Origin of the sequence: Microbacterium resistens NBRC 103078 (assembly GCF_001552355.1) — a bacterium.
GTDB lineage: Bacteria > Actinomycetota > Actinomycetes > Actinomycetales > Microbacteriaceae > Microbacterium > Microbacterium resistens.
The window spans coordinates 1-18,846 of sequence record NZ_BCRA01000006.1 but is presented as its reverse complement, the minus strand read 5'-3'; the positions used below and the strand labels follow the sequence as shown (position 1 = coordinate 18,846).

Below are 18,846 nucleotides of genomic sequence, written 5' to 3'. Positions count from 1 at the left end.
CGGGGCGGGGACGGCGGTCACCGTCTCCTCGGTCAGCACGGCGGTCATCGCTTCTCCCCCTTCTCGGACAGGCGGACGTAGACGACGACGAGCGCCATCAGCAGGATCATCCAGAGCAGGCCGATCGCCCCGGCGTGCCCGAGGTCGAAGCCGTCGAACGCGGTCTCGTACACCGCGGTCGCGAACGTCTGCGTGGAGCCGGCGGGACCGCCGCCGGTGAGGACGTAGATGATGTCGAAGTGCTGGAAGTTCCAGATGAACTCCAGCAGGATCACGAGGCCGATGATGCCGCTCATCTGCGGCACCGTGATGGAGAAGAAGCGGCGGATGGTGCCGGCGCCGTCGATCTCGGCGGCCTCGTGCAGCTCGATCGGCACGGTCTGCAGGCCGGCGAGGAGCATGACCATCATCCAGGGGAACGACTGCCACGTCTTCGCGACGATCACGGCGATCATGGCGGTGGTGGGGTTCGCGAGCCACGCCTGCGGCGAGTCGATGAGCCCGACGGTCTCCAGCGCGGCGTTGAGCACGCCGTAGTTGGCGTTGAAGATCCACATCCACAGGAATGACACGACCACGCCCGGTATCAGCCACGGGATGAGCATGAGCCCGCGGAGCACCTTGGCACCGCGCAGGCGCGTGTTCAGGGCGAGGGCGAGGCCGAAGCCGATCACGAACGGCGCGACGGTCGTTCCCAGCGTGAAGACGAGCGTCTGGGTGAGGAGCGGGAAGAACTCACCGGTCAGCACGTCGACGATGTTCTGGAGGCCGACGAACTCGCGGCCGGGCTCGACGAGGCTCTGCTTGTAGAACGCGGTGATGAGGGCCGTGATCAGCGGATACACCACGACGGCGGCGAGAAGGGTGAGGCCGGGAGCCGTGAGGAGGAGGGCGAACATCCCGTCCGAGAGGCGACGGGGCCGACGACCTGTTCCTATCTGTGAGGAAATGGTCTGTTCTGTCATCTAGGTCATCCTTGGCCTGGGGTGATGTGTCCGCACTCTCGAGGTGCGGTCTCGGGCGTCCTTAGTATTTCCGGCGGATCACGGCTGCGTCAACCGGAGAACTCAATAGTCCGAAACTGATGGAAAATGGTGGATTTGTGGGGACTGATGAAGCCATGAATATCGATGCTTGCTAGTCGATTATCGATTGGCTACGGTCGGAGGAGCCGCCCCGCGGCGCCGCATGAGATCCGTCGTGCGGGAAGCGACAAGTTCGGAGACGCAATGAAGCGTGCGCTGGCAAGTCTGGCCCTGGCGGCCGTGTTCGGATCCGCCCTCGCTGCGGTGGTCCCGTCGGCGGCGGCTGTCGCCGCGGACGACGACGCGCTCTACCTCGCGCCGGGGGGTGACGACGCGGCCGCCGGCACGATCGACGACCCCCTCGCGACCCTGGAGGGCGCCCGCGACCGGATCCGCGCGGTGAAGGCGGGCCCCGGCCTCCCCGCCGGCGGTCTCACGGTCTACCTGCGCGAGGGCGAGTACCCGCGCAGCGCCTCGTTCGAGATCGGCGCGCAGGACTCCGGCGCCGCCGACGCCCCCATCACCTACCGCTCGTACCCGGGGGAGACGGCCACCCTCACCGGAGGTCGGGAGCTGCCCCGGGACGCGTTCGCCCCGGTGAACGACGCCGCCGTGACCGACCGCATCGTCGATCCCGCCGCTCGTGACCGCGTGATCGGGATTGACCTCGCGGCTCTCGGCATCACGGACTACGGCCAGCTCAGTCGCCACGGCTATTGGAAGGCCAACGACGTCAGCACCACGCCGCCCATGGAGCTGTTCATCGACGGCCAGGGCATGACCCTCGCGCGCTGGCCCAACGCCGACGCGGCCACCCCGACCGTGCAGATGGGCGACATCATCGACGCCGGTCCCGACCGCAACGACGCCGACCTGCAGGAGCGCGGCGGCACGTTCACCTACGGCTACGACCGTCCGAAGCACTGGACCCAGGCCGAGGACGTGTGGCTGGACGGCATCTTCGGCTACAGCTGGGAGTGGTCGTACAACAAGATCGAGAGCATCGACACCGAGGCGAAGACCATCACCCTCCGCTACGGCGAGATGTCCGGGATCATGAAGAGCTGGTTCCCCGACTTCCACTTCGCGCAGAACCTGCTGGAGGAGCTCGACGCCCCCGGCGAGTACTACATCGACCGCGCTGCCGGGAAGCTCTACCTGATCCCCAATGCCGCGTTCACCTCGGGGCGCGGCGACGTGACCGTGACGACGCTCGACGAGCCGATGCTGCGCGCCGACGGCGCCTCGCACGTCGCCTTCGAGGACCTTGTGATGGAGTACGGGCGTGCGACGGCCGCGGTGATCCTCGGCGGCTCGAACGTCACGATCTCCCACAGCGACATCCGCAACTTCACCGACGGCGGCGTGCTCATCAACTCGCCAGGGCGCTACACGTACGACGGCATCCCGGTGAACCGCGGCGGCCGCGACCACGCCGTGACCGACAGCCGGATCACGCACGTCGGCGGCGTCGGCGTGGTGCTCCAGGGCGGCGACAAGACGACGCTCGAACCCGGCCGCAACCGGGTCGAGAACTCCGAGATCGCCGACTTCGCGTACTACCACAAGGCTTACAACCCGGGCGTGATGTTCGATGGCGTCGGCAACATCGCCAGGGACAACGAGATCCACGACGCCCCGCATCCCGGGATCATCGTGCACGGCAACGACCACCTGTTCGAGCGCAACGAGGTGTACGACGTCTGCAAGCAGTTCCACGACCTCGGTGCGATCTACATGAACTCCGGCAAGACCCCGCAGCAGCGCGGCCATGTGTTCCGGGAGAACTACTTCCACGACATCGGCGTCGGCATGGCGGGCGTCGAGGGCATCTACGCCGACAACTTCACGTGGGACCTCACGATCGAGAAGAACGTGTTCGTGAACATGGGCAACGGTGCGATCAAGAGCGGCTCGGCCGACTACATCGAGGCGCGCAACAACGTCTTCGTCGACGCCTACGCCCCGTACGACAACTACGAGCAGTGGATGGGCGACCACGAGGGCAACGTCGTCGACCGCGACTACATGCCGGCCTGGGAAAAGGTGTTCGCCGACAACAACGACTTCGTCGGCACGCCGTATCTGACGAAGTACCCCGAACTCGCGCACTTCTTCGAGGACGACCACTATTTCCCTAACCACAGCACGTTCGCGGAGAACGTCGTGTGGAACCCGAACCGGGCCCGGATGACCGGCGTCAACGAGCACGGCGCGAAGGACGGGAAGAACCTCCTGAACTACGAGGACAACTGGGTGGCCGACGCCGACCCCGGCTTCGTGGACGCCGCGAACGGCGACTACACGCTGAAGGCCGATGCAGCCGTGTTCGACCGGATCCCCGGCTTCGAGGCCATCGCCTTCGGCGAGATCGGGGTCGACGGCGCGATCGGGCAGACGCAGCAGCCGCAGACCATCCCGCTCGAGGACATCGCGTTCGACAGCGACACGCTCACGATCGACGCGGGCGACGAGGTGCGCGTGCGCGCCGTGCCGCTGCCCTGGAACGCCGACGACGCCGCGGTGACCTACGCGTCGGCCGACCCCGCCGTCGCCTCCGTCAACGACAAGGGCGTAGTGCTCGGCATGGGCCCCGGTACGACCACGGTGACGGCGACGGCTAAAGCCGATGCCGCCAAGACCGCGACCATCGAGGTGATCGTCGAGGAGGGCGACGGCGTGCTGCACTTCACCGACTTCGAGTCGGGGGCGAACGGCTGGCCGACCGACCCGAACCGCTCCATCCAGGTGGATGCGTCCGGTGACAGGGTCTACCGGATCCTCAAGGGCGCGAACAGCATCCTGCCGCGGGACTTCACGGAGTTCGTGCTCGACGTCGACGTCACGGCACCGGCGACCACGCCCGAGAACGCGGGACTGATCGTCTACAACCGCAACGGCAAGGGCGGCGGGTACATCCGCTTCCGCCAGACCGCGGCCGGTCCGACCTGGACGATCTTCGACGACGCCTGGAAGGTCGTCGCCGAGAAGGTCGTGCCTGCGGCGCAGGGGCTGACACCCGGGGCGACCTCGCACGTGCGGATCGCGGTGCAGGACGGGCGGATCCGCATCTCCGTGAACGGGGCGATCGCGCTGGAAGGCGCCGACCCCGGTCCCGGTGCGGCGGGCCGGGTCGGGTTCTACGTGGAGAACTACGCCTCGCTCGACCTCGACGACATCGGGTTCTCACTCTCGGGCGTGCCGGTCACGGGCGTGAGCCTGGACGCCGACGCGGTGGGCCTGACGGTCGGCGAGCGGCGGTCGGTCGTGGCCACGGTCGCCCCGGAGGACGCCAGCGACGCCCGGGTCACCTGGACGACCGACGCCCCGGAGGTCGCCACGGTCTCCGGCGGACGCATCGCGGGGGTGACGGCCGGCACGGCGACGATCACCGCGACCTCGGTCGCCGATCCGAGCCTCAGCGACACGGTCACCGTGACCGTGGACGATGCCGAGTACCCGACCACCCGCCTGGACGGCCAGCTGAAGGACGGGGCGAATTGGAGTGAGTCCGACCTCATCGCGGTGGACGACACGGGTGTCGTGATCAGCGGTCAGGGCGTGCACGGCTACGAGGCCGAGCGCTTCGGCGACACCCTGCTGCAATTCGAGGCGGAGTTCGGCGCCTTCGACGGGGGCTGGTACGGCTTCCAGGCGCGCTCCGACCAGACCGGCCTTCCCGCCTGGCAGAACTCCAACACCGGATACCTCGCGGTGATCAAGGAGGACGTGATCGAGTTCCAGAGCTGGACCCCGGGGCAGACCATGCTCGACAGCATCCCCAACACGGTCATCGAGCCGGGGTCCACGCACCGCATCGAGTTCGGGGCCGTCGCCGAGGACGGCGGCACCCGCATCGTGCTCCGAGTCGACGACGTGACCGTGTGGAACATGGTCGACGCCAGGGAGAACCTCCGCATCGGTGCGGACGGCTTCTTCAACGTCTACCACTACGGCAAGACGAACACCCTGGCCGTGCGCCCGACGCCGCCGCCCGCGACGGTGACGGGCGTCTGCTGGGCGCCCGAGGCCGACCCGAAGACCCGCTACGTGCGCGGCGAGGAGCTCGACGTGACCGGCATGCTGCTGGGCGTGGACTGGAGCGACGGATCGCGCACCACCCAGCAGGTGACCGCCGACATGGTCACCGGCTTCGACAGCAGCAGGGTGCGCCCGCACCTCACGCTCACCGTGACGTACGCTGGCGCGAGCGTCGAGCTCCCGATCTCGGTGCGCCCCAAGCTCAAGGATGACGAACAGGACGTGCCACGATGCGGGTGACCTTCATCGGAGACTCGATCACCGACGCCGGGCGTGACCGATCCGATCCGGACTCCTTCGGGGACGGGTACGTGTCGCTCCTCGCCCCCGAGCTGCAGGCCGCGGGAGCCACGGTCCGCAACCTCGGGATCGCGGGGGACCGCGCCCGCGACCTCGCCGCCCGGTGGGACGCGGAGCTGCTGCCGACGGCACCGGAGCTGCTGACCGTGTACGTCGGCGTGAACGACATGTGGCGGCGCTTCGACAGCGACGACCCGACCTCGGCCGAGGACTTCGCCGCGACGCTCGGCGGGCTCCTCGACCGGGTGGCGGCGGCTCACGCTCCGCGGCTGATCCTCATGGAGCCGTACTTCCTCCCGGTGACGGAGGAGCAGCGGGCGTGGCTCGACGACCTCGACGGGAAGCGGGCGGCGGTGCGGGCCCTCGCCGCCGAGCGCGGGGCGGCGCTCGTGCCGCTGCACGACGTGTTCACGGCGGCGGCCAAGGAGCATCCGGTCGCGGAGCTCGCTCCGGACGGCGTACACCCGACGCCCCGCGGATCCGTCCTGATCGCCGACGCCTGGCGCGCGGCCCGGTCCATTAGCGATAGTCGATAACGGACGTAGACTGATGGTCATGACGGATGCTCTGGGCACGGCGGGACTGCAGCGCGGGCTGCTGTCGGATCAGATCTACGCGCTCATCAAGGCGATGATCAAGGACTCGACGCTGGCCCCCGGCGAGCAGCTCGTGGAGTCGCAGCTCGCCCGGAAGATGCAGGTGAGCCAGGCACCGGTGCGCGACGCCCTCAAGCGGCTCGCCCATGAGGGGCTCGTGTCGCACGTGCGGCATCAGGGCAACTTCGTCGCGAGCTACTCCGCCGAGGAGGCGGCGCAGGCCAAGGTCGCCCGCGTCGAGCTGGAGGGGCTGGCCGGCCGGCTGGCCTGCGGCGCGCTGGACCCTGCCCGCCGGGTCGAGCTCGTCGGCCTCATCGCGCAGATGCACGAGGCCGCCGAGGCGGAGGACCTCGCGCGGTTCCGCGAGCTCGACTTCACCTTCCACCGTGCGGTGATCGAGGCCAGCGGGAACGTCTACCTCCCCCGGATGTGGGACCTCCTGGAGCCGAGCCTGCGCGTCATGCACGTGCTCGGCGACCCCACCTTCACGGGGGACTGGCATGAGGTCGCGGACTGGCACGAAGGGCTCCTCGACGTGCTGGACGCCGGCGACGAGGAGGCGGCCTCCGCCCTGTTCCGCGCCCACGCCGCCGGCACTCTGCTCGACGACCCCGCCTGAGCCGGCCCGCGACGCGGGGCTACGCGGGGAGCGGATAGAGACGGTCGGCGGTCTCGGACCAGAAGGCGCGGGCCGAGACATCGGACAGCGGAGGAAGCGCGGCGTGGGTCGCGCCGAGCACCGCGGCATAGGTCGTCGCTCGCGTGGACATCGGCCAATCGCTGCCGAAGGACAGCCGCTCGGCGCCGAAGAGGTCGACGGCGAGCCGCAGCAGTGCCCGCGACTCGTCCTCGCCGCGCGTCGGGAGGTCGAGACCGGAGACTTTCGCCGACACCCCCGGGGCCGAGGCGGCCGCGGCGAGGGCGGAGCGCCACGCGGCATCGGCCGTCCGAGCGCCGAGGCCGAGGTGGCAGACGACAACCGCGGTACCGGGGTGCCGGCGCGAGAGGGCGGCCGCCGCGGGGAGCTGCTCCGGGCGGATCAGCAGCTCCAGGGTGCGGCCGGTCGCGCCGAGACCGTCGGCGAGGGCGTCCAGGCCGTCCACGTCGGAGAGATCGGCGGCGAACTGCGGCACCGCGGCCCGCACTCCCACGACGGCCGGGGAGAAGGCGACCGCCGTGGCACCGGCGGCTCGCCCCCGCGCCGGGGTGTACTGCAGCACCACGCGCCGGAGGAAGGGGTCGCTTGCGGCGGTCGCGGTCAGCCACTCCGCCTCCGCCACCGAGTCCGCCGCCTGCACGGCGATGGCGGAGGAGACGCCGGCGTCCGTCAGCTCCCGTCCGAGGCGGGCGGCCGCGGCCTGCCGGGGAAGCCCGAGGTCGTCGCGGAACCAGGGGATCGGCACGGCGTCCGCATCCCAGACGTGCACATGGGCGTCGACGATCCGCACGTCAGCTCCCGTGCCGCGCGGTCATGCCGCCTCCGCGTCGAGGGCGTCCCACAAGGCGGCCGGCAGTGCGGCATCGAGGCCGTCCACGAACGCGTCCACCTCCGCGGGGGTCCGCGCCCCGACGACCACGGCGTCCGCACCATGCCGCAGCGGGAACTGCACCGCGGCATCCGCGAGGCGCACGCCGTACGCGGCGCACACGGCCTGTAGGCGCTCCGCCCGCTCCCGCAGCGCCGGTGGCGCGGGCTTGTACTCGAAGAAGGGGGAGCCGACCGGATCGACGAGGATGCCGGAGTTGAACACCGCGGCCGCGAGCACCCCGATGCCGCGGGCCGCCGCGGTCGGCAGCAGCCGGTCCAGGGCGGTGCGGTCGAGCAGCGTGAGCCGGCCGGCCTCCATCACCACGTCCAGCGGCGCCTCGGCGACGTACCGCTCCAGGGGGTCGAGCCGCCCGAGCCCCACACTGATCGCGCGCACCACCCCTTCGTCGCGCAGTTCGACCAGGGCCGGGAGTGCCGTCGCGAACGCCGCCTCTACGTCCAGGGGGTCGTGGAGGTGTAGCACGTCCACGCGGTCGACACCGAGGCGGGCGAGGCTGCCGTCGAGGCTCCTCCGCACGCCATCCCTGCTGAGGTCGACGACCGAGTCGTGCCCGCTGGCGGCTCCCGCAACGGGGCGGCCGGCCGCATCGACGAGCACCCGGCCGACCTTCGTCGCGATCACATAGTCGCCCCGCGGCACACCGCGGAGGGCGAGGCCGAGCTTCCGCTCGCTCTCGCCCGAGCCGTACAGGGGAGCGGTGTCGAAGAACCGGACCTCCCGCGCGAGCGCCGCGTGCACGGTGTCGACCGCATCCGCGTCGGCGACCGGGGCGAAGAGGTTGCCGATCGGGGCGCACCCGAGGCCGGCATCGTCGCGCGCGGCGACGCCGGGGTTCAGCGGACGGAGCTCTGGACGGAACGCCATGCCTCGTACTCCTCGCGGCTGTCGGGGGTCAACGGGTAGTAGTCGCTCAGGCGGGCGCCCTCGTCGAGACGGCGGCGGCTGAAGACCTCCCACTCCTCATGATCGCGCGCGTCGTCGACGACCTGCGGCGCCATGGCCTGCGGCACCACGACGGGGCCGTCGTCATCCGCGACTACGAGGTCGCCCGGCATGCACAGGGCTCCGCCCACCGCGACGGGCACATCGTACGCCCACGGCACGAGGTCCGACTGCGAAGCGTAGTGCGGGGTCGTCCCCGTCGACCACACCGGGATGCCGAGCTCGCGGATGCGGCCCGCGTCCCGGATGCGGCCGTCCACGACGATCCCCGCGCCGCCCTTGCGCGCGAAGTAGCGGGCCAGGATGTCGCCGATGCAGCCGGAGAACCGGCTGCCGTAGGCCTGGATCACCAGCACGTCGCCGGGCTGCACGGCCTCGAGCACGTGCCAGAGGGCCGTGTGCCGCTCGGCGTACTCCTGGCCGTCGCCGGACGCCATGTCCTCACGCTGCGGCATGAACTGCAGCGTGAGCGCCGATCCGACGACGCGCTGGCCGAGGCTCAGCGGTGCCGGTCCCTCGATGTAACTGCGCCGGATCCCGAGTCCGTGCAGCTTGGCGCATGCGGTGGCGGAGGAGATCGCGGCGAAGGAGTCGACCATCTCGCGCGAGGGCCTCTGGTAGGCCCCACCCCGCACGGGCAGGGCGAAGTCGGGTCGGATCAGATCGGCGCTCATGCGTCTCCTTCGGGGAACAGGTGGCGCGGCGATCCGGTCGCACGCGCGATGGTCAGGTCGAGGTCGGCGCCGTGCGCCGGCGGCAGGGTCACCACGAGGTCGTCGTCGACGTCGAGCGTCGTCGTGACGATCGGGGCGTCCGGAGCCGCGTAGGTGCCGGACGCCCCCGGCCAGAAGCCGGGTTCCTCACCGGTGGCGGTCACCCGGACGATCCGGTCGAGGCCGAAGCGCCCGCCGCGCAGCCGCACCGTGCGCGTGTGCACGGCGGAGGTGTTCACGAGCTGCAGGCCGATGCCGCGGTCGTCGAGGCGGTGCACGAGCGCGGCGACGTCCTCCGGGAGGCCGGGCCGCGCGCGGTCGGCGTCCTCGTAGCGGAGGGCCGTGAATCCGAGCCCACCGTTGTAGAGGACCTGCGGGGCGCCGCCGACGAGCTGGGTCAGCACCTCGGTCACCACCGGATTCACGCGCTGCCAGAAGTGCAGATGCGCGGCGTCGGGGTCGCGGTCGTCGGCGAGCATCATGGCGGCCCGGCGCGCCACCTGGCCGAGCGCCATCTCCAGCGCCCGCACCGGATAGTCGGGGAGGTCGCCGGAGAGGAAGGCGAACCAGCCGGCCTCGTGCCCCGCCTCCTCCTTGTCGCGGAACGGCGCGACGAGGTCGGCCGAGGCGGGGAGCCCGGCGATCGCCGTCTCCAGCCGCTCCCGGTCGGACGCCCGTCGCGACCACCACCACAGCCACAGCGGGAGGTCGAGTTGCAGCGGACCGAAGTCGAACCAGCCGTCCGCGCCGTGACGGTAGGGGACGAGCAGGCCGGGCTCGGCGGCGGCGGCGCCCAGCCGGGCCATCCACCCGCCGCGCAGGCTGTACGCGGACTCCGCGACACTGCCGGTGCGCCCCTCGGCGAGCACGGTGTCGAGCATCGTGCGCACGAGGTCGAGAGCGACGTCGTCGCCGGTGACGAGGGCGTGGTTCAGCGCGCCGATCAGGGCGCTCATGCCGACGGAGTGCAGACCGTGCGGCCAGGCCCAGCCGTAGTGGCCGCCCCACCACCGGCCGTCGTGGAGAGAGCCGACCGCGCCGTCCGGACCGACGTTGTCGGGAAGCAGGCCGCCGTCCGCTCGCGCGCGCCAGCCGTCGACGTACCGGCGGATCCACGCGGCCGCCTCCTCATCGCCGTCGTAGAGCCATCGGTTCGCAGCGAGAGAGGTGGCGGCGAGGTTGACGGCGACGTCCCCGGCCGCCCGGCGCTGCATCTCCTCGGCCATCCGCCGGGCGTTGGCCGGGTCGGCGAGGTCGTCCCAGGAGGCGATGCCGTCGAGGCCCTGCAGCGGCAGACCGTAGGGGCGCATCTCGTCCCGATCCGCCGTGTACGGCACGACCTTGTCGTCCAGGCCGTCGCGCGCGCCCAGGGCGCCGTTGTGCGGAGAACGGATCATGTTGCGCTGGGCGTCGTAGTTGCCCTTCGCCGGGTCGGCGAAGAGCGCGGCGAAGCGTGCGGCACGGGCCGCGAACGCGGTGTCGGCGGGGTCGGCGGCGCAGATGCCGGCGAGGAAGAGCAATGACTCGCCCTGATGGAACCAGTCGTAGCCGTTGTCGTACTCCTCCGTGAGCATCCCCGCTGCGGTGAGCTGGGCCGTCACCCCCTCCCAGTGCCGCTTGGAGTCGGCGAGGACCTCGTCCGGCCCGCCGAGGAGGTAGAACGCGGGCCAGTTGAAGAAGGGCTCGTACAGGTCGTCCACGCCGTCGCGGTCGACGAACTCGGCGACGCCGCGCAGGCGCCCGTCCGGCAGCGTGTAGCGGTCGCGAAAGAGCCGCCGGGCCTCTTCGGCCTCGGTGAAGAGCCGGCGCTGCAGCACGGCCCAGGCCGGGATGGTGCGCAGCGGGCGGGTGAGTGCGGTCTCGGGCACGGTCATCCCTTCGTCGCCCCGGCGACGAGGCCGCCGATGATGTGGCGCTGCATCACGATGAAGAACACCATCGCGGGCAGCACGGCCAGGAGGAGAGTGGGGAACACCTGCGTGTAGTCGGTGGAGAACTGTCCGACCGCCGCGTAGACGCCCGTCGTGACCGTGTAGATCCCGGAGCTCGGCCCGAGGATGATCTGCGGGCTCACGAAGTCGTTCCACACCCCGATGGAGTTGAGCACCACGACGGTCGCGACGACGGGCTTCATGATCGGGAAGATGCACGCCCAGAACGCGCGGATCGGCCCGGCGCCGTCGAGCGACGCGGCCTCGTCGATGTCCCGCGGCACGCTGCGCAGGTAGGCGGTGAACAGGAAGATCGTCACCGGCAGGGTCGCCGCGGTCTCGAACAGGATGAACCCGGGGATCGTGTTGATGAGCCCGAGCACGCGGAGCACGAAGACCACGGGGATCAGCGTGACCTGGCCGGGGATGAAGAGCCCGGAGACGAAGAGCAGCAGGAGACCCAGGTGCCATTTCGACCGCCCGCGGGCGATGACGTAGGCGACGGGCGCGGCGAGGGCGATGCAGCACAGGTTCACGAGCACGACGAACAGCAGCGTGATGCCGTACGCGGCGATCACGTTGAACTTGCTGCTCGTGATCGCGGCCCACAGGTGGTCGAGCGTGAACATCTGCGGGGTGATGAGCAGCGGGTTCTCGATGATCTGGGCCTGGGGCTTGAAGGCGTTGATCAGCATCGTGTACATCGGGATCAGCATCGTGATCGCGACGACGCCGAGGACGATCCACCGGATCGCCCTGACGGCGAGGGCCGGGCGGTTGCGGGTCTGCGTCATCAGTCGGTCGCCTTCTGCTCGGCACGGCGTCGCACGAGGGTGACGGCGAGGCCGACCACCGCGGTGACGATGAGGAGGATCATGGACTGTGCGGCCCCGAAGCCGAGGGCCGAGTTCGCGAACGAGTCCTTGAGGATCTGGTAGACGATGGTCTGCGTGGAGCCGGCGGGCCCGCCGTCGGTGAGCGACAGGACCACGTCGTACGCCTTGAGGAGCCCGACGAGGGTGAGCACGAGGTTCACGGTGAAGACGGGCGCGATGAGCGGAAGCGTGATGGAGCGGAACTGCTGCCACCGCGAGGCGCCGTCCACCGTCGCCGCCTCGTAGTACTCGGCCGGGACGGACTTGATCCCGGCGAGGAACAGGATCATGTTGAAGCCGAAGTGCGACCACACGATCGTGAAGATGACGCTCGCCTTCGCGAAGGTCGGGTCGGTGAGGAACGGCAGGGCCGGGAGCCCCAGCGTGCCGAGCAGTCCGTTGACGGCGCCCGTGGGCGAGAGCATGGCCGACCACAGGAAGCCGATGATGAGGGCGCTGATCACGTAGGGGTAGAAGAAGATCGTGCGCAGGATCGTGTTCGAGCGTCCGGGACCCGAGATGAGCGCGGCGATCGCGAGGCCGACGGCGTTGCAGAGGATCGTCCCGACCACGGCGATGACGCCCGTGAAGACCGCGGCCTGCGTCGACCGTGGGCTGCGGAACGCCTTGAGGTAGTTCTCCCAGCCGACGAAGGAGAAGTTGAGGCTGTACCCGTTCCAGTCGGTGAAGCTGAGCACCGCGGCGAGGATCATCGGGATGACGAACATCGCGAGGAAGACCGCGACGGCCGGACCGCCCATCAGGATGCCGGGGAGCAGCGTCCTCCACCGCTGCAGCGCGGTGCGGCGGCGACGGCCGGGATGGGAGCTCGTCGGCGTCGACGGTCCGGTCAGGGAGGGGGCCGCGGCCGGGGAGGGCGCGGTCGTGGTGGGCGGAGTCATGGCGTGCGGCACTCTCGTTCTCGGTGGCGCGTTCGTGGGGAGGGCGCGGGAAGGCGCCGGGAAGGCGCCGGGGACGGTGCGTCCCCGGCGCCACCGGGTCATCCGGCGTTGGCGGCGAACCAGTCGTCCATGGCCTTCAGCACCTGGTCGGCCGGTGCGCCGCCGATCAGGGCCTGGGTCTGGGTGTTGATCTCGCCCGCGTAGCCGTCGGGCAGCGTGCGCTCGCCGTAGCCGCCGCCGGTCGGCGTGTACGCCTCGGCGGGCGTGTCGGCGACGATCTGGAGCAGCTCCTCGCCGAGCGGCGTCATGTCGTACTCGTACCCGTCGCGGAAGTTGCCGTCGACCGCGAGCTGGTCGCTCACCGCGGTCTGGTCGGTGGTGAGGAACTCGATGAGCTTCGCCGCGGCGTCCTGGTTCTTGCTGGCCTTGAGGATGGAGTAGGGGCTGGCGATGTTGGCGCCCATGGCCGGCTGGTCACCGGGGTTCGCGGCCGGAGCCCGGAAGACCCCGATGTCGGCGGAGTCCGCCGCCTTGGCCTGGGTCCCGGCGAACCAGCTTCCCATCGAGTAGACGGCGGTCTTGCCGGACAGGAAGGCCTGCTCGGCATCCGGGTACTTGATGCCGAGGGCATCGGTGGGGATGTAGCCCTGGGCCACCCAGTCGGCGTACGTCTCGACCGCGTCGCCGTACGTCTCGCTGAAGGTGACGTCGCCCGCCGACATGTTCTGGAACCACTCCGGATCCTCGGTGATGATCGTCGGCAGGCCCAGCGCCTGCAGCGTGTGGCTGCTCATCCAGTCACCGCCGGTCTGGATCGGCGTCCACCCGGCGTCCTTGAGCTTGCCGAGCGCCGTGGTGAGCTCGTCCACGGAGGTGGGCGGCTCGGTGATCCCGGCCTCCGCGAACGCGGTCTTGTTGTAGAAGAAGAGGCTCTGCAGCTGCACGCCGATCCCGGCCATGTAGTTCTTGCCGTCGATCGAGTACTGGTCGGCGAGCGGGCCGGACGACGCCCACTCGTACTCGGAGAGGTCGACGAGCTCGGGGGCGAGCTTGGTCGTCGGGGCGATGGACTGCACGACGTCGGGGGCGTCGCCGGCCGCAAGCAGCCGCGGCACGGCGGCCTCGACGCCTTCGGCGCCGGGGTTCTGGATGACGACGTCGATGTTCGGGTTGGCCTCCTCGAACGGGGCGACGAGGTCGTTCCAGAACTCCTCGGTCAGGTTCGGGGTGACGTTCACGAGCATGCGGACAGTGACGTCGCCGTCGCCGTCGCCTGCGGCGGCGGGCGAGCAGCCGGCGAGGGCGAGGGCGGATGCCGCCGCCACGCCGGCGAGGGGGAGGAGTCGGGCCTTGATCATCGTTGATCCTTTCCTGATGCACGAGGGAGGGCCGCTCGCGACATTACACTAATCGATAATCGTTTGTGAAGACCTGACCTTCGGGTCGGCGATGCAGATCCGCGGTGGCCGAGGCTCCGTCGTGACTGCTTGGCTGCAGTCATGTGGCGCCCCGGACGGTGGCGACTTGTGTATACGAATGGGCGATCGAATCCCTGATGCGCCCCGCGTGGATCCGTTTATGTATACACTGAGGCCATGGTGATCGCGCAGGAGGGCCCGCAGCGCGCGGGAGAGCGCGCGTACGCCGCCCTGCTCGACGGCATCCAGTCCGGGGACCTGCCTGCCGGCACGGTGCTCGGCGAGGTGGAGCAGGCGGCGCGTCTCGGCGTCAGCCGCACCCCCCTGCGCGAAGCCCTGCGCCGGCTCGTCGCCGAAGGACTGGTGGTGCAGCAGTCCCCGCGCGTGACGGTGGTCGCCCCGATCGACGCCTCCGACATCCGGGCGCTCTTCGAGCTGCGCCGCGCGCTGGAGGAGTCCGCGGCACGGATCGTGGCAGACCGCGGCGATCCCGCCGTCTTCGCGGGTTTCGCGGCCGAGTTCGCCGCCGCGGCCGACGCGCTGACCCTCCCCGAGGGACGCCGGTCGTACGAGGAGCTCATCGCGCGCTTCGACGCGGCGCTCGACGCCGCGGCCGGGAACGACTACCTCACCGCCGCCCTGCGCACCGTCCGCACGCATCTCGTCCGCGTGCGCAGGATGGCCAGGGACCGCCCGGCCCGACTTGCCGCCTCGGTGGCCGAGCACCGTCTCATCGCCGAGGCGATCGCCGCCGGCGACGGCGACCTCGCCGCGCACGCGACCCATGTGCACCTGCACAACGCGCTGGCGAGCGTCCTCGACTCCCTGGGGGCGGGCGTTTCGTCCCGCTCCGCTCGCTCAACGACCGACACGGTATCCGCGCCCGAAGGAAAGAAGAACTGATCATGACCGTGAACCACCACCTCCGCGTGCACCGCAGCGACGAGAACCTCCCCCGGGAGGGGCAGCTCGCCTGGCGGATCGCCGAGGTCGCCGCCGACCCGGTCGAGGTCGACCAGGACGTCGTCGACATGATCATCAACCGGATCATCGACAACGCCTCCGTCGCGGCCGCCTCGCTGACCCGCGCTCCGGTCAGCGCCGCGCGTCAGCAGGCGCTGGATCACCCCGTGTCCGTCGGCGGCGCCGGCGCGACGGTGTTCGGCACCCCGCTCGAGCGCCGGACCAGCCCGGAGTGGGCGGCCTGGGCGAACGGCGTGGCCGTGCGCGAGCTCGACTACCACGACACGTTCCTCGCGGCGGACTACTCCCACCCCGGCGACAACATCCCGCCGATCCTCGCCGTCGCCCAGCACGTCCGCGCGGACGGGCGCGCCCTCGTCCGCGGCATCGCGACGGGGTACGAGATCCAGATCGACCTCGTCAAGGCGATCTGCCTGCACAAGCACAAGATCGACCACGTCGCCCACCTCGGCCCGTCGGCCGCCGCCGGGATCGGAACCCTTCTCGGCCTCTCTCCCGAGACGATCTACCAGGCCGTCGGCCAGGCGCTGCACACCACCACGGCGACGCGGCAGAGCCGCAAGGGCGAGATCTCCACGTGGAAGGCGCACGCCCCCGCGTTCGCCGGCAAGATGGCGGTCGAGGCCGTGGACCGCGCGATGCGGGGCGAGACCTCTCCGAGCCCGATCTACGAGGGCGAGGACGGGGTGATCGCGTGGATGCTCGACGGACCGGACGCCGCGTACGAGGTGCCGCTGCCGGCCGCCGGCGAGCCCAAGCGGGCGATCCTCGACTCCTACACGAAGGAGCACTCCGCCGAGTACCAGGCGCAGGCCTGGATCGACCTGGCCCGAAAGCTCCACAACGAGCGTCCCGACCTGGCCGACCCGGCGGGCGTGGAGTCGATCGTCATCCACACGAGCCACCACACGCACTACGTGATCGGCTCCGGGGCCAACGACCCGCAGAAGTACGACCCGACGGCCTCGCGCGAGACGCTGGACCACTCGATCCCCTACATCTTCGCCGTCGCGCTGCAGGACGGGGCCTGGCATCACGTCGACTCGTACACGCCGGAGCGCGCCGGCCGCGAGGACACGGTGGCGCTGTGGCAGAAGATCACGACCGCCGAGGACGAGGAGTGGACGCGCCGCTACCACTCGACCGATCCGGCGGAGAAGGCGTTCGGTGGCCGGGTCGTCATCCGGCTGACGGACGGCACGGTGATCGAGGACGAGATCGCCGTCGCCGATGCGCATCCGCTCGGCGCCCGCCCCTTCGCCCGGGAGGACTACATCCGCAAGTTCCGCCTGCTCGCCGAGCCGGTGCTGGAGCCGCAGGAGATCGAGCGCTTCCTGTCGCTGGTGCAGCGCCTTCCCGAGCTCACCGCGGAGGAGGTCGCCGACCTCTCGATCGTGGCCGCGCCCGGCGTCCTCGCCGCGGCGCCCGCTCCGAAGGGCCTGTTCTGATGCTGTACTCCGCCGTGCCGGCGCACGAGAAGCGCCGGGCGTTCCGCGAGCGACTGGCGAGCGGCGAGCTGCTGCGCTTCCCGGGAGCCTTCAACCCGCTGTCCGCGCGGCTCATCGCGGACAAGGGCTTCGACGGCGTCTACATCTCCGGCGCCGTGCTCTCGGCGGATCTCGGTCTCCCCGACATCGGGCTGACCACGCTGACCGAGGTGGCAGGTCGGGCCCGGCAGATCGCCCGGATGACCGACCTTCCGGCCATCGTCGACGCGGACACCGGGTTCGGCGAGCCGATGAACGTCGCCCGGACCGTTCAGGAGATAGAGGACGCGGGCCTGGCCGGCCTCCACATCGAGGACCAGGTCAATCCCAAGCGCTGCGGTCACCTCGACGGCAAGAGCGTCGTCGACGAGAGCACCGCGATCAAGCGCATCCGCGCCGCCGCGGACGCTCGCCGGGATCCGGACTTCCTGCTCATGGCACGCACCGACATCCGTGCGGTGGAGGGCATGGATGCGGCGATCGACCGCGCGAAGGCGCTGGTCGACGCCGGGGCGGACGCGATCTTCCCGGAGGCGATGCGCACGCTCGCAGAGTTCGAGGCGATGGCCGAGGCCCTGGACGTGCCGATCCTGGCGAACATGACCGAGTTCGGCAAGAGCGACCTCTTCACGGTCGACCAGCTCCGCGACGCCGGCGTGCGGATCGCGATCTGGCCGGTCTCGCTGCTGCGGATCGCGATGGGCGCCGCGGGCCGTGCGCTCGATACGCTGGCGGAGGACGGTGCGCTCACCGCGAAGCTCGGCGAGATGCAGCATCGGGCCGAACTCTACGAGCTCATCGACTACGAGGGCTACAACCGCTTCGACACCAGCGTCTTCAACTTCACCATCGACACCGCTCGTTGAGCGAGGAGCGCAGCGACGAGACGAAACGCGTCGACCGACACGAAGGAGTGACATGAGCGATCCGGACATCAAGAAGGGCCTCGCAGGCGTCGTCGTCGACACGACGGCGATCTCGAAGGTCAACCCCGAGACCAACAGCCTGCTGTACCGCGGGTATCCCGTGCAGGAGCTCGCGGCCACGCAGCCGTTCGAGGCGGTCGCCTACCTGCTGTGGCACGGCGAGCTGCCGGACCAGGACCAGCTCGACGCGCTCCGGGCGGCCGAGCGCTCGCACCGGGCGCTGGCGGACAACGTCAAGGCGGCGATCGACCTGGTGCCGGTCTCGGCGCACCCGATGGACGAGGTGCGCACGGCGGTCAGCCTGATCGGGGCGTCCGACGCGAGCGGATCGGGATCCGTGCTCGACGCGAGCGGAAGCCGGGAGGCGAACCTCGAGCGCAGCGTCCGCCTGTTCGCCGCGCTTCCGGCCATCGTCGCCTACGGACAGCGCCGCCGTCGCGGACAGGAGATCGTCGCCCCGCGCGACGATCTGGACTACTCGGCGAACTTCCTGTGGATGACCTTCGGCGAGGAGCCGGATCCCGTGGTCGTCGACGCGTTCAACCGCTCGATGATCCTGTACGCGGAGCACTCCTTCAACGCGTCGACCTTCACCGCGCGGGTGATCACGTCGACCCTCAGCGATCTGTACTCCGCGGTCGTGGGGGCCATCGGCGCGCTCAAGGGCCCGCTGCACGGCGGGGCGAACGAGGCCGTGCTGCACATCTTCGACGAGATCGGGAGCGCGGACCGTGTCACCGGCTGGCTGGACGAGGCCCTCGCGGAGAAGCGGAAGATCATGGGCTTCGGGCACCGCGTGTACAAGAACGGCGATTCTCGGGTGCCGACCATGAAGGCGGCGCTCGACACGCTCGTCGCGCACTACGACCGTCCGGAGGTCGCCGACCTGTACGACGCCCTGGAGCGGGAGTTCGTCTCCCGCAAGGGGATCCACCCGAACCTCGACTACCCGTCGGGCCCGGCGTACAACCTCATCGGGTTCGACACGCTGACCTTCACGCCGCTGTTCGTCGCGTCGCGGGTCACCGGATGGACCGCGCACGTGATGGAGCAGGCGGCGGCGAACGCGCTCATCCGCCCGCTGTCGGCCTACGTCGGCGTCGACGAGCGGCACGTCCCCTCTGCGGGGTAAGGCCCGTCCCCCCCCCCCCCCCCC

General features: G+C 70.4%; 15 protein-coding genes. 7 read left to right on the top strand and 8 right to left on the bottom strand.

The window, feature by feature from the left end; all coding sequences use genetic code 11:
• Nucleotides 1-44 precede the first annotated feature (44 nt).
• Complete coding sequence (locus MR1_RS00995; RefSeq protein ID WP_067242567.1) at nucleotides 45-965, bottom strand: carbohydrate ABC transporter permease; 921 nt, start codon at nucleotides 963-965, stop codon at nucleotides 45-47.
• Nucleotides 966-1,229: 264 nt separating this feature from the next.
• Between MR1_RS00995 and MR1_RS00990 the strand changes: the two genes are divergently transcribed.
• From MR1_RS00990 to MR1_RS00980, 3 genes are read left to right on the top strand one after another with little or no spacing between them, the layout of a single operon-like run.
• Nucleotides 1,230-5,306 (top strand): Ig-like domain-containing protein, encoded by a 4,077-nt coding sequence (locus tag MR1_RS00990; protein ID WP_067242565.1) that lies wholly within the window; start codon nucleotides 1,230-1,232, stop codon nucleotides 5,304-5,306.
• Nucleotides 5,297-5,902, top strand: coding sequence for an SGNH/GDSL hydrolase family protein (locus MR1_RS00985; protein ID WP_067242563.1), 606 nt, complete (start codon nucleotides 5,297-5,299; stop codon nucleotides 5,900-5,902). Before MR1_RS00990 ends, MR1_RS00985 begins: the two co-directional genes overlap by 10 nt.
• A gap of 19 nt (nucleotides 5,903-5,921) precedes the next feature.
• Nucleotides 5,922-6,581, top strand: a complete 660-nt coding sequence (locus MR1_RS00980) for a GntR family transcriptional regulator (protein ID WP_067242569.1) — start codon at nucleotides 5,922-5,924, stop codon at nucleotides 6,579-6,581.
• A gap of 19 nt (nucleotides 6,582-6,600) precedes the next feature.
• Here MR1_RS00980 and MR1_RS00975 read toward each other — a convergent pair whose 3' ends face one another.
• The 7 genes from MR1_RS00975 to MR1_RS00945 form a co-directional block, all read right to left on the bottom strand.
• Nucleotides 6,601-7,410 carry an amidohydrolase family protein gene (locus MR1_RS00975; protein ID WP_067242561.1) on the bottom strand — a complete coding sequence of 270 codons (810 nt, stop codon included), beginning with the start codon at nucleotides 7,408-7,410 and terminating at the stop codon, nucleotides 6,601-6,603.
• A gap of 21 nt (nucleotides 7,411-7,431) precedes the next feature.
• Nucleotides 7,432-8,376 carry an aldo/keto reductase gene (locus MR1_RS00970; protein ID WP_067242559.1) on the bottom strand — a complete coding sequence of 315 codons (945 nt, stop codon included), beginning with the start codon at nucleotides 8,374-8,376 and terminating at the stop codon, nucleotides 7,432-7,434.
• On the bottom strand, nucleotides 8,346-9,128 hold the full coding sequence (locus MR1_RS00965; RefSeq protein WP_067242557.1) for an RraA family protein: 783 nt from the start codon (nucleotides 9,126-9,128) through the stop codon (nucleotides 8,346-8,348). The genes MR1_RS00970 and MR1_RS00965 overlap by 31 nt, the downstream gene beginning before the upstream one ends.
• Nucleotides 9,125-11,041: a hypothetical protein gene (locus tag MR1_RS00960; protein ID WP_067242555.1), complete on the bottom strand. Its 1,917-nt coding sequence runs from the start codon at nucleotides 11,039-11,041 to the stop codon at nucleotides 9,125-9,127. Before MR1_RS00960 ends, MR1_RS00965 begins: the two co-directional genes overlap by 4 nt.
• Complete coding sequence (locus MR1_RS00955; protein ID WP_067242553.1) at nucleotides 11,038-11,892, bottom strand: carbohydrate ABC transporter permease; 855 nt, start codon at nucleotides 11,890-11,892, stop codon at nucleotides 11,038-11,040. Before MR1_RS00955 ends, MR1_RS00960 begins: the two co-directional genes overlap by 4 nt.
• Complete coding sequence (locus MR1_RS00950; protein ID WP_067242551.1) at nucleotides 11,892-12,875, bottom strand: carbohydrate ABC transporter permease; 984 nt, start codon at nucleotides 12,873-12,875, stop codon at nucleotides 11,892-11,894. Before MR1_RS00950 ends, MR1_RS00955 begins: the two co-directional genes overlap by 1 nt.
• A 98-nt stretch (nucleotides 12,876-12,973) precedes the next feature.
• Nucleotides 12,974-14,233 (bottom strand): ABC transporter substrate-binding protein, encoded by a 1,260-nt coding sequence (locus MR1_RS00945; RefSeq protein WP_067242549.1) that lies wholly within the window; start codon nucleotides 14,231-14,233, stop codon nucleotides 12,974-12,976.
• Between the two features lie 237 nt (nucleotides 14,234-14,470).
• Here MR1_RS00945 and MR1_RS00940 point away from each other — a divergent pair, with 237 nt between their 5' ends.
• From MR1_RS00940 to MR1_RS00925, 4 genes are read left to right on the top strand one after another with little or no spacing between them, the layout of a single operon-like run.
• Nucleotides 14,471-15,196 carry a GntR family transcriptional regulator gene (locus tag MR1_RS00940; protein WP_067242547.1) on the top strand — a complete coding sequence of 242 codons (726 nt, stop codon included), beginning with the start codon at nucleotides 14,471-14,473 and terminating at the stop codon, nucleotides 15,194-15,196.
• A gap of 2 nt (nucleotides 15,197-15,198) precedes the next feature.
• Nucleotides 15,199-16,725, top strand: a complete 1,527-nt coding sequence (locus tag MR1_RS00935; RefSeq protein ID WP_067242545.1) for an MmgE/PrpD family protein — start codon at nucleotides 15,199-15,201, stop codon at nucleotides 16,723-16,725.
• On the top strand, nucleotides 16,725-17,630 hold the full coding sequence (prpB, locus tag MR1_RS00930) for a methylisocitrate lyase (RefSeq protein WP_067242543.1): 906 nt from the start codon (nucleotides 16,725-16,727) through the stop codon (nucleotides 17,628-17,630). The genes MR1_RS00935 and prpB overlap by 1 nt, the downstream gene beginning before the upstream one ends.
• Nucleotides 17,631-17,682: 52 nt before the next feature.
• Nucleotides 17,683-18,822 (top strand): bifunctional 2-methylcitrate synthase/citrate synthase, encoded by a 1,140-nt coding sequence (locus MR1_RS00925; protein WP_067242541.1) that lies wholly within the window; start codon nucleotides 17,683-17,685, stop codon nucleotides 18,820-18,822.
• Nucleotides 18,823-18,846 lie beyond the last annotated feature (24 nt).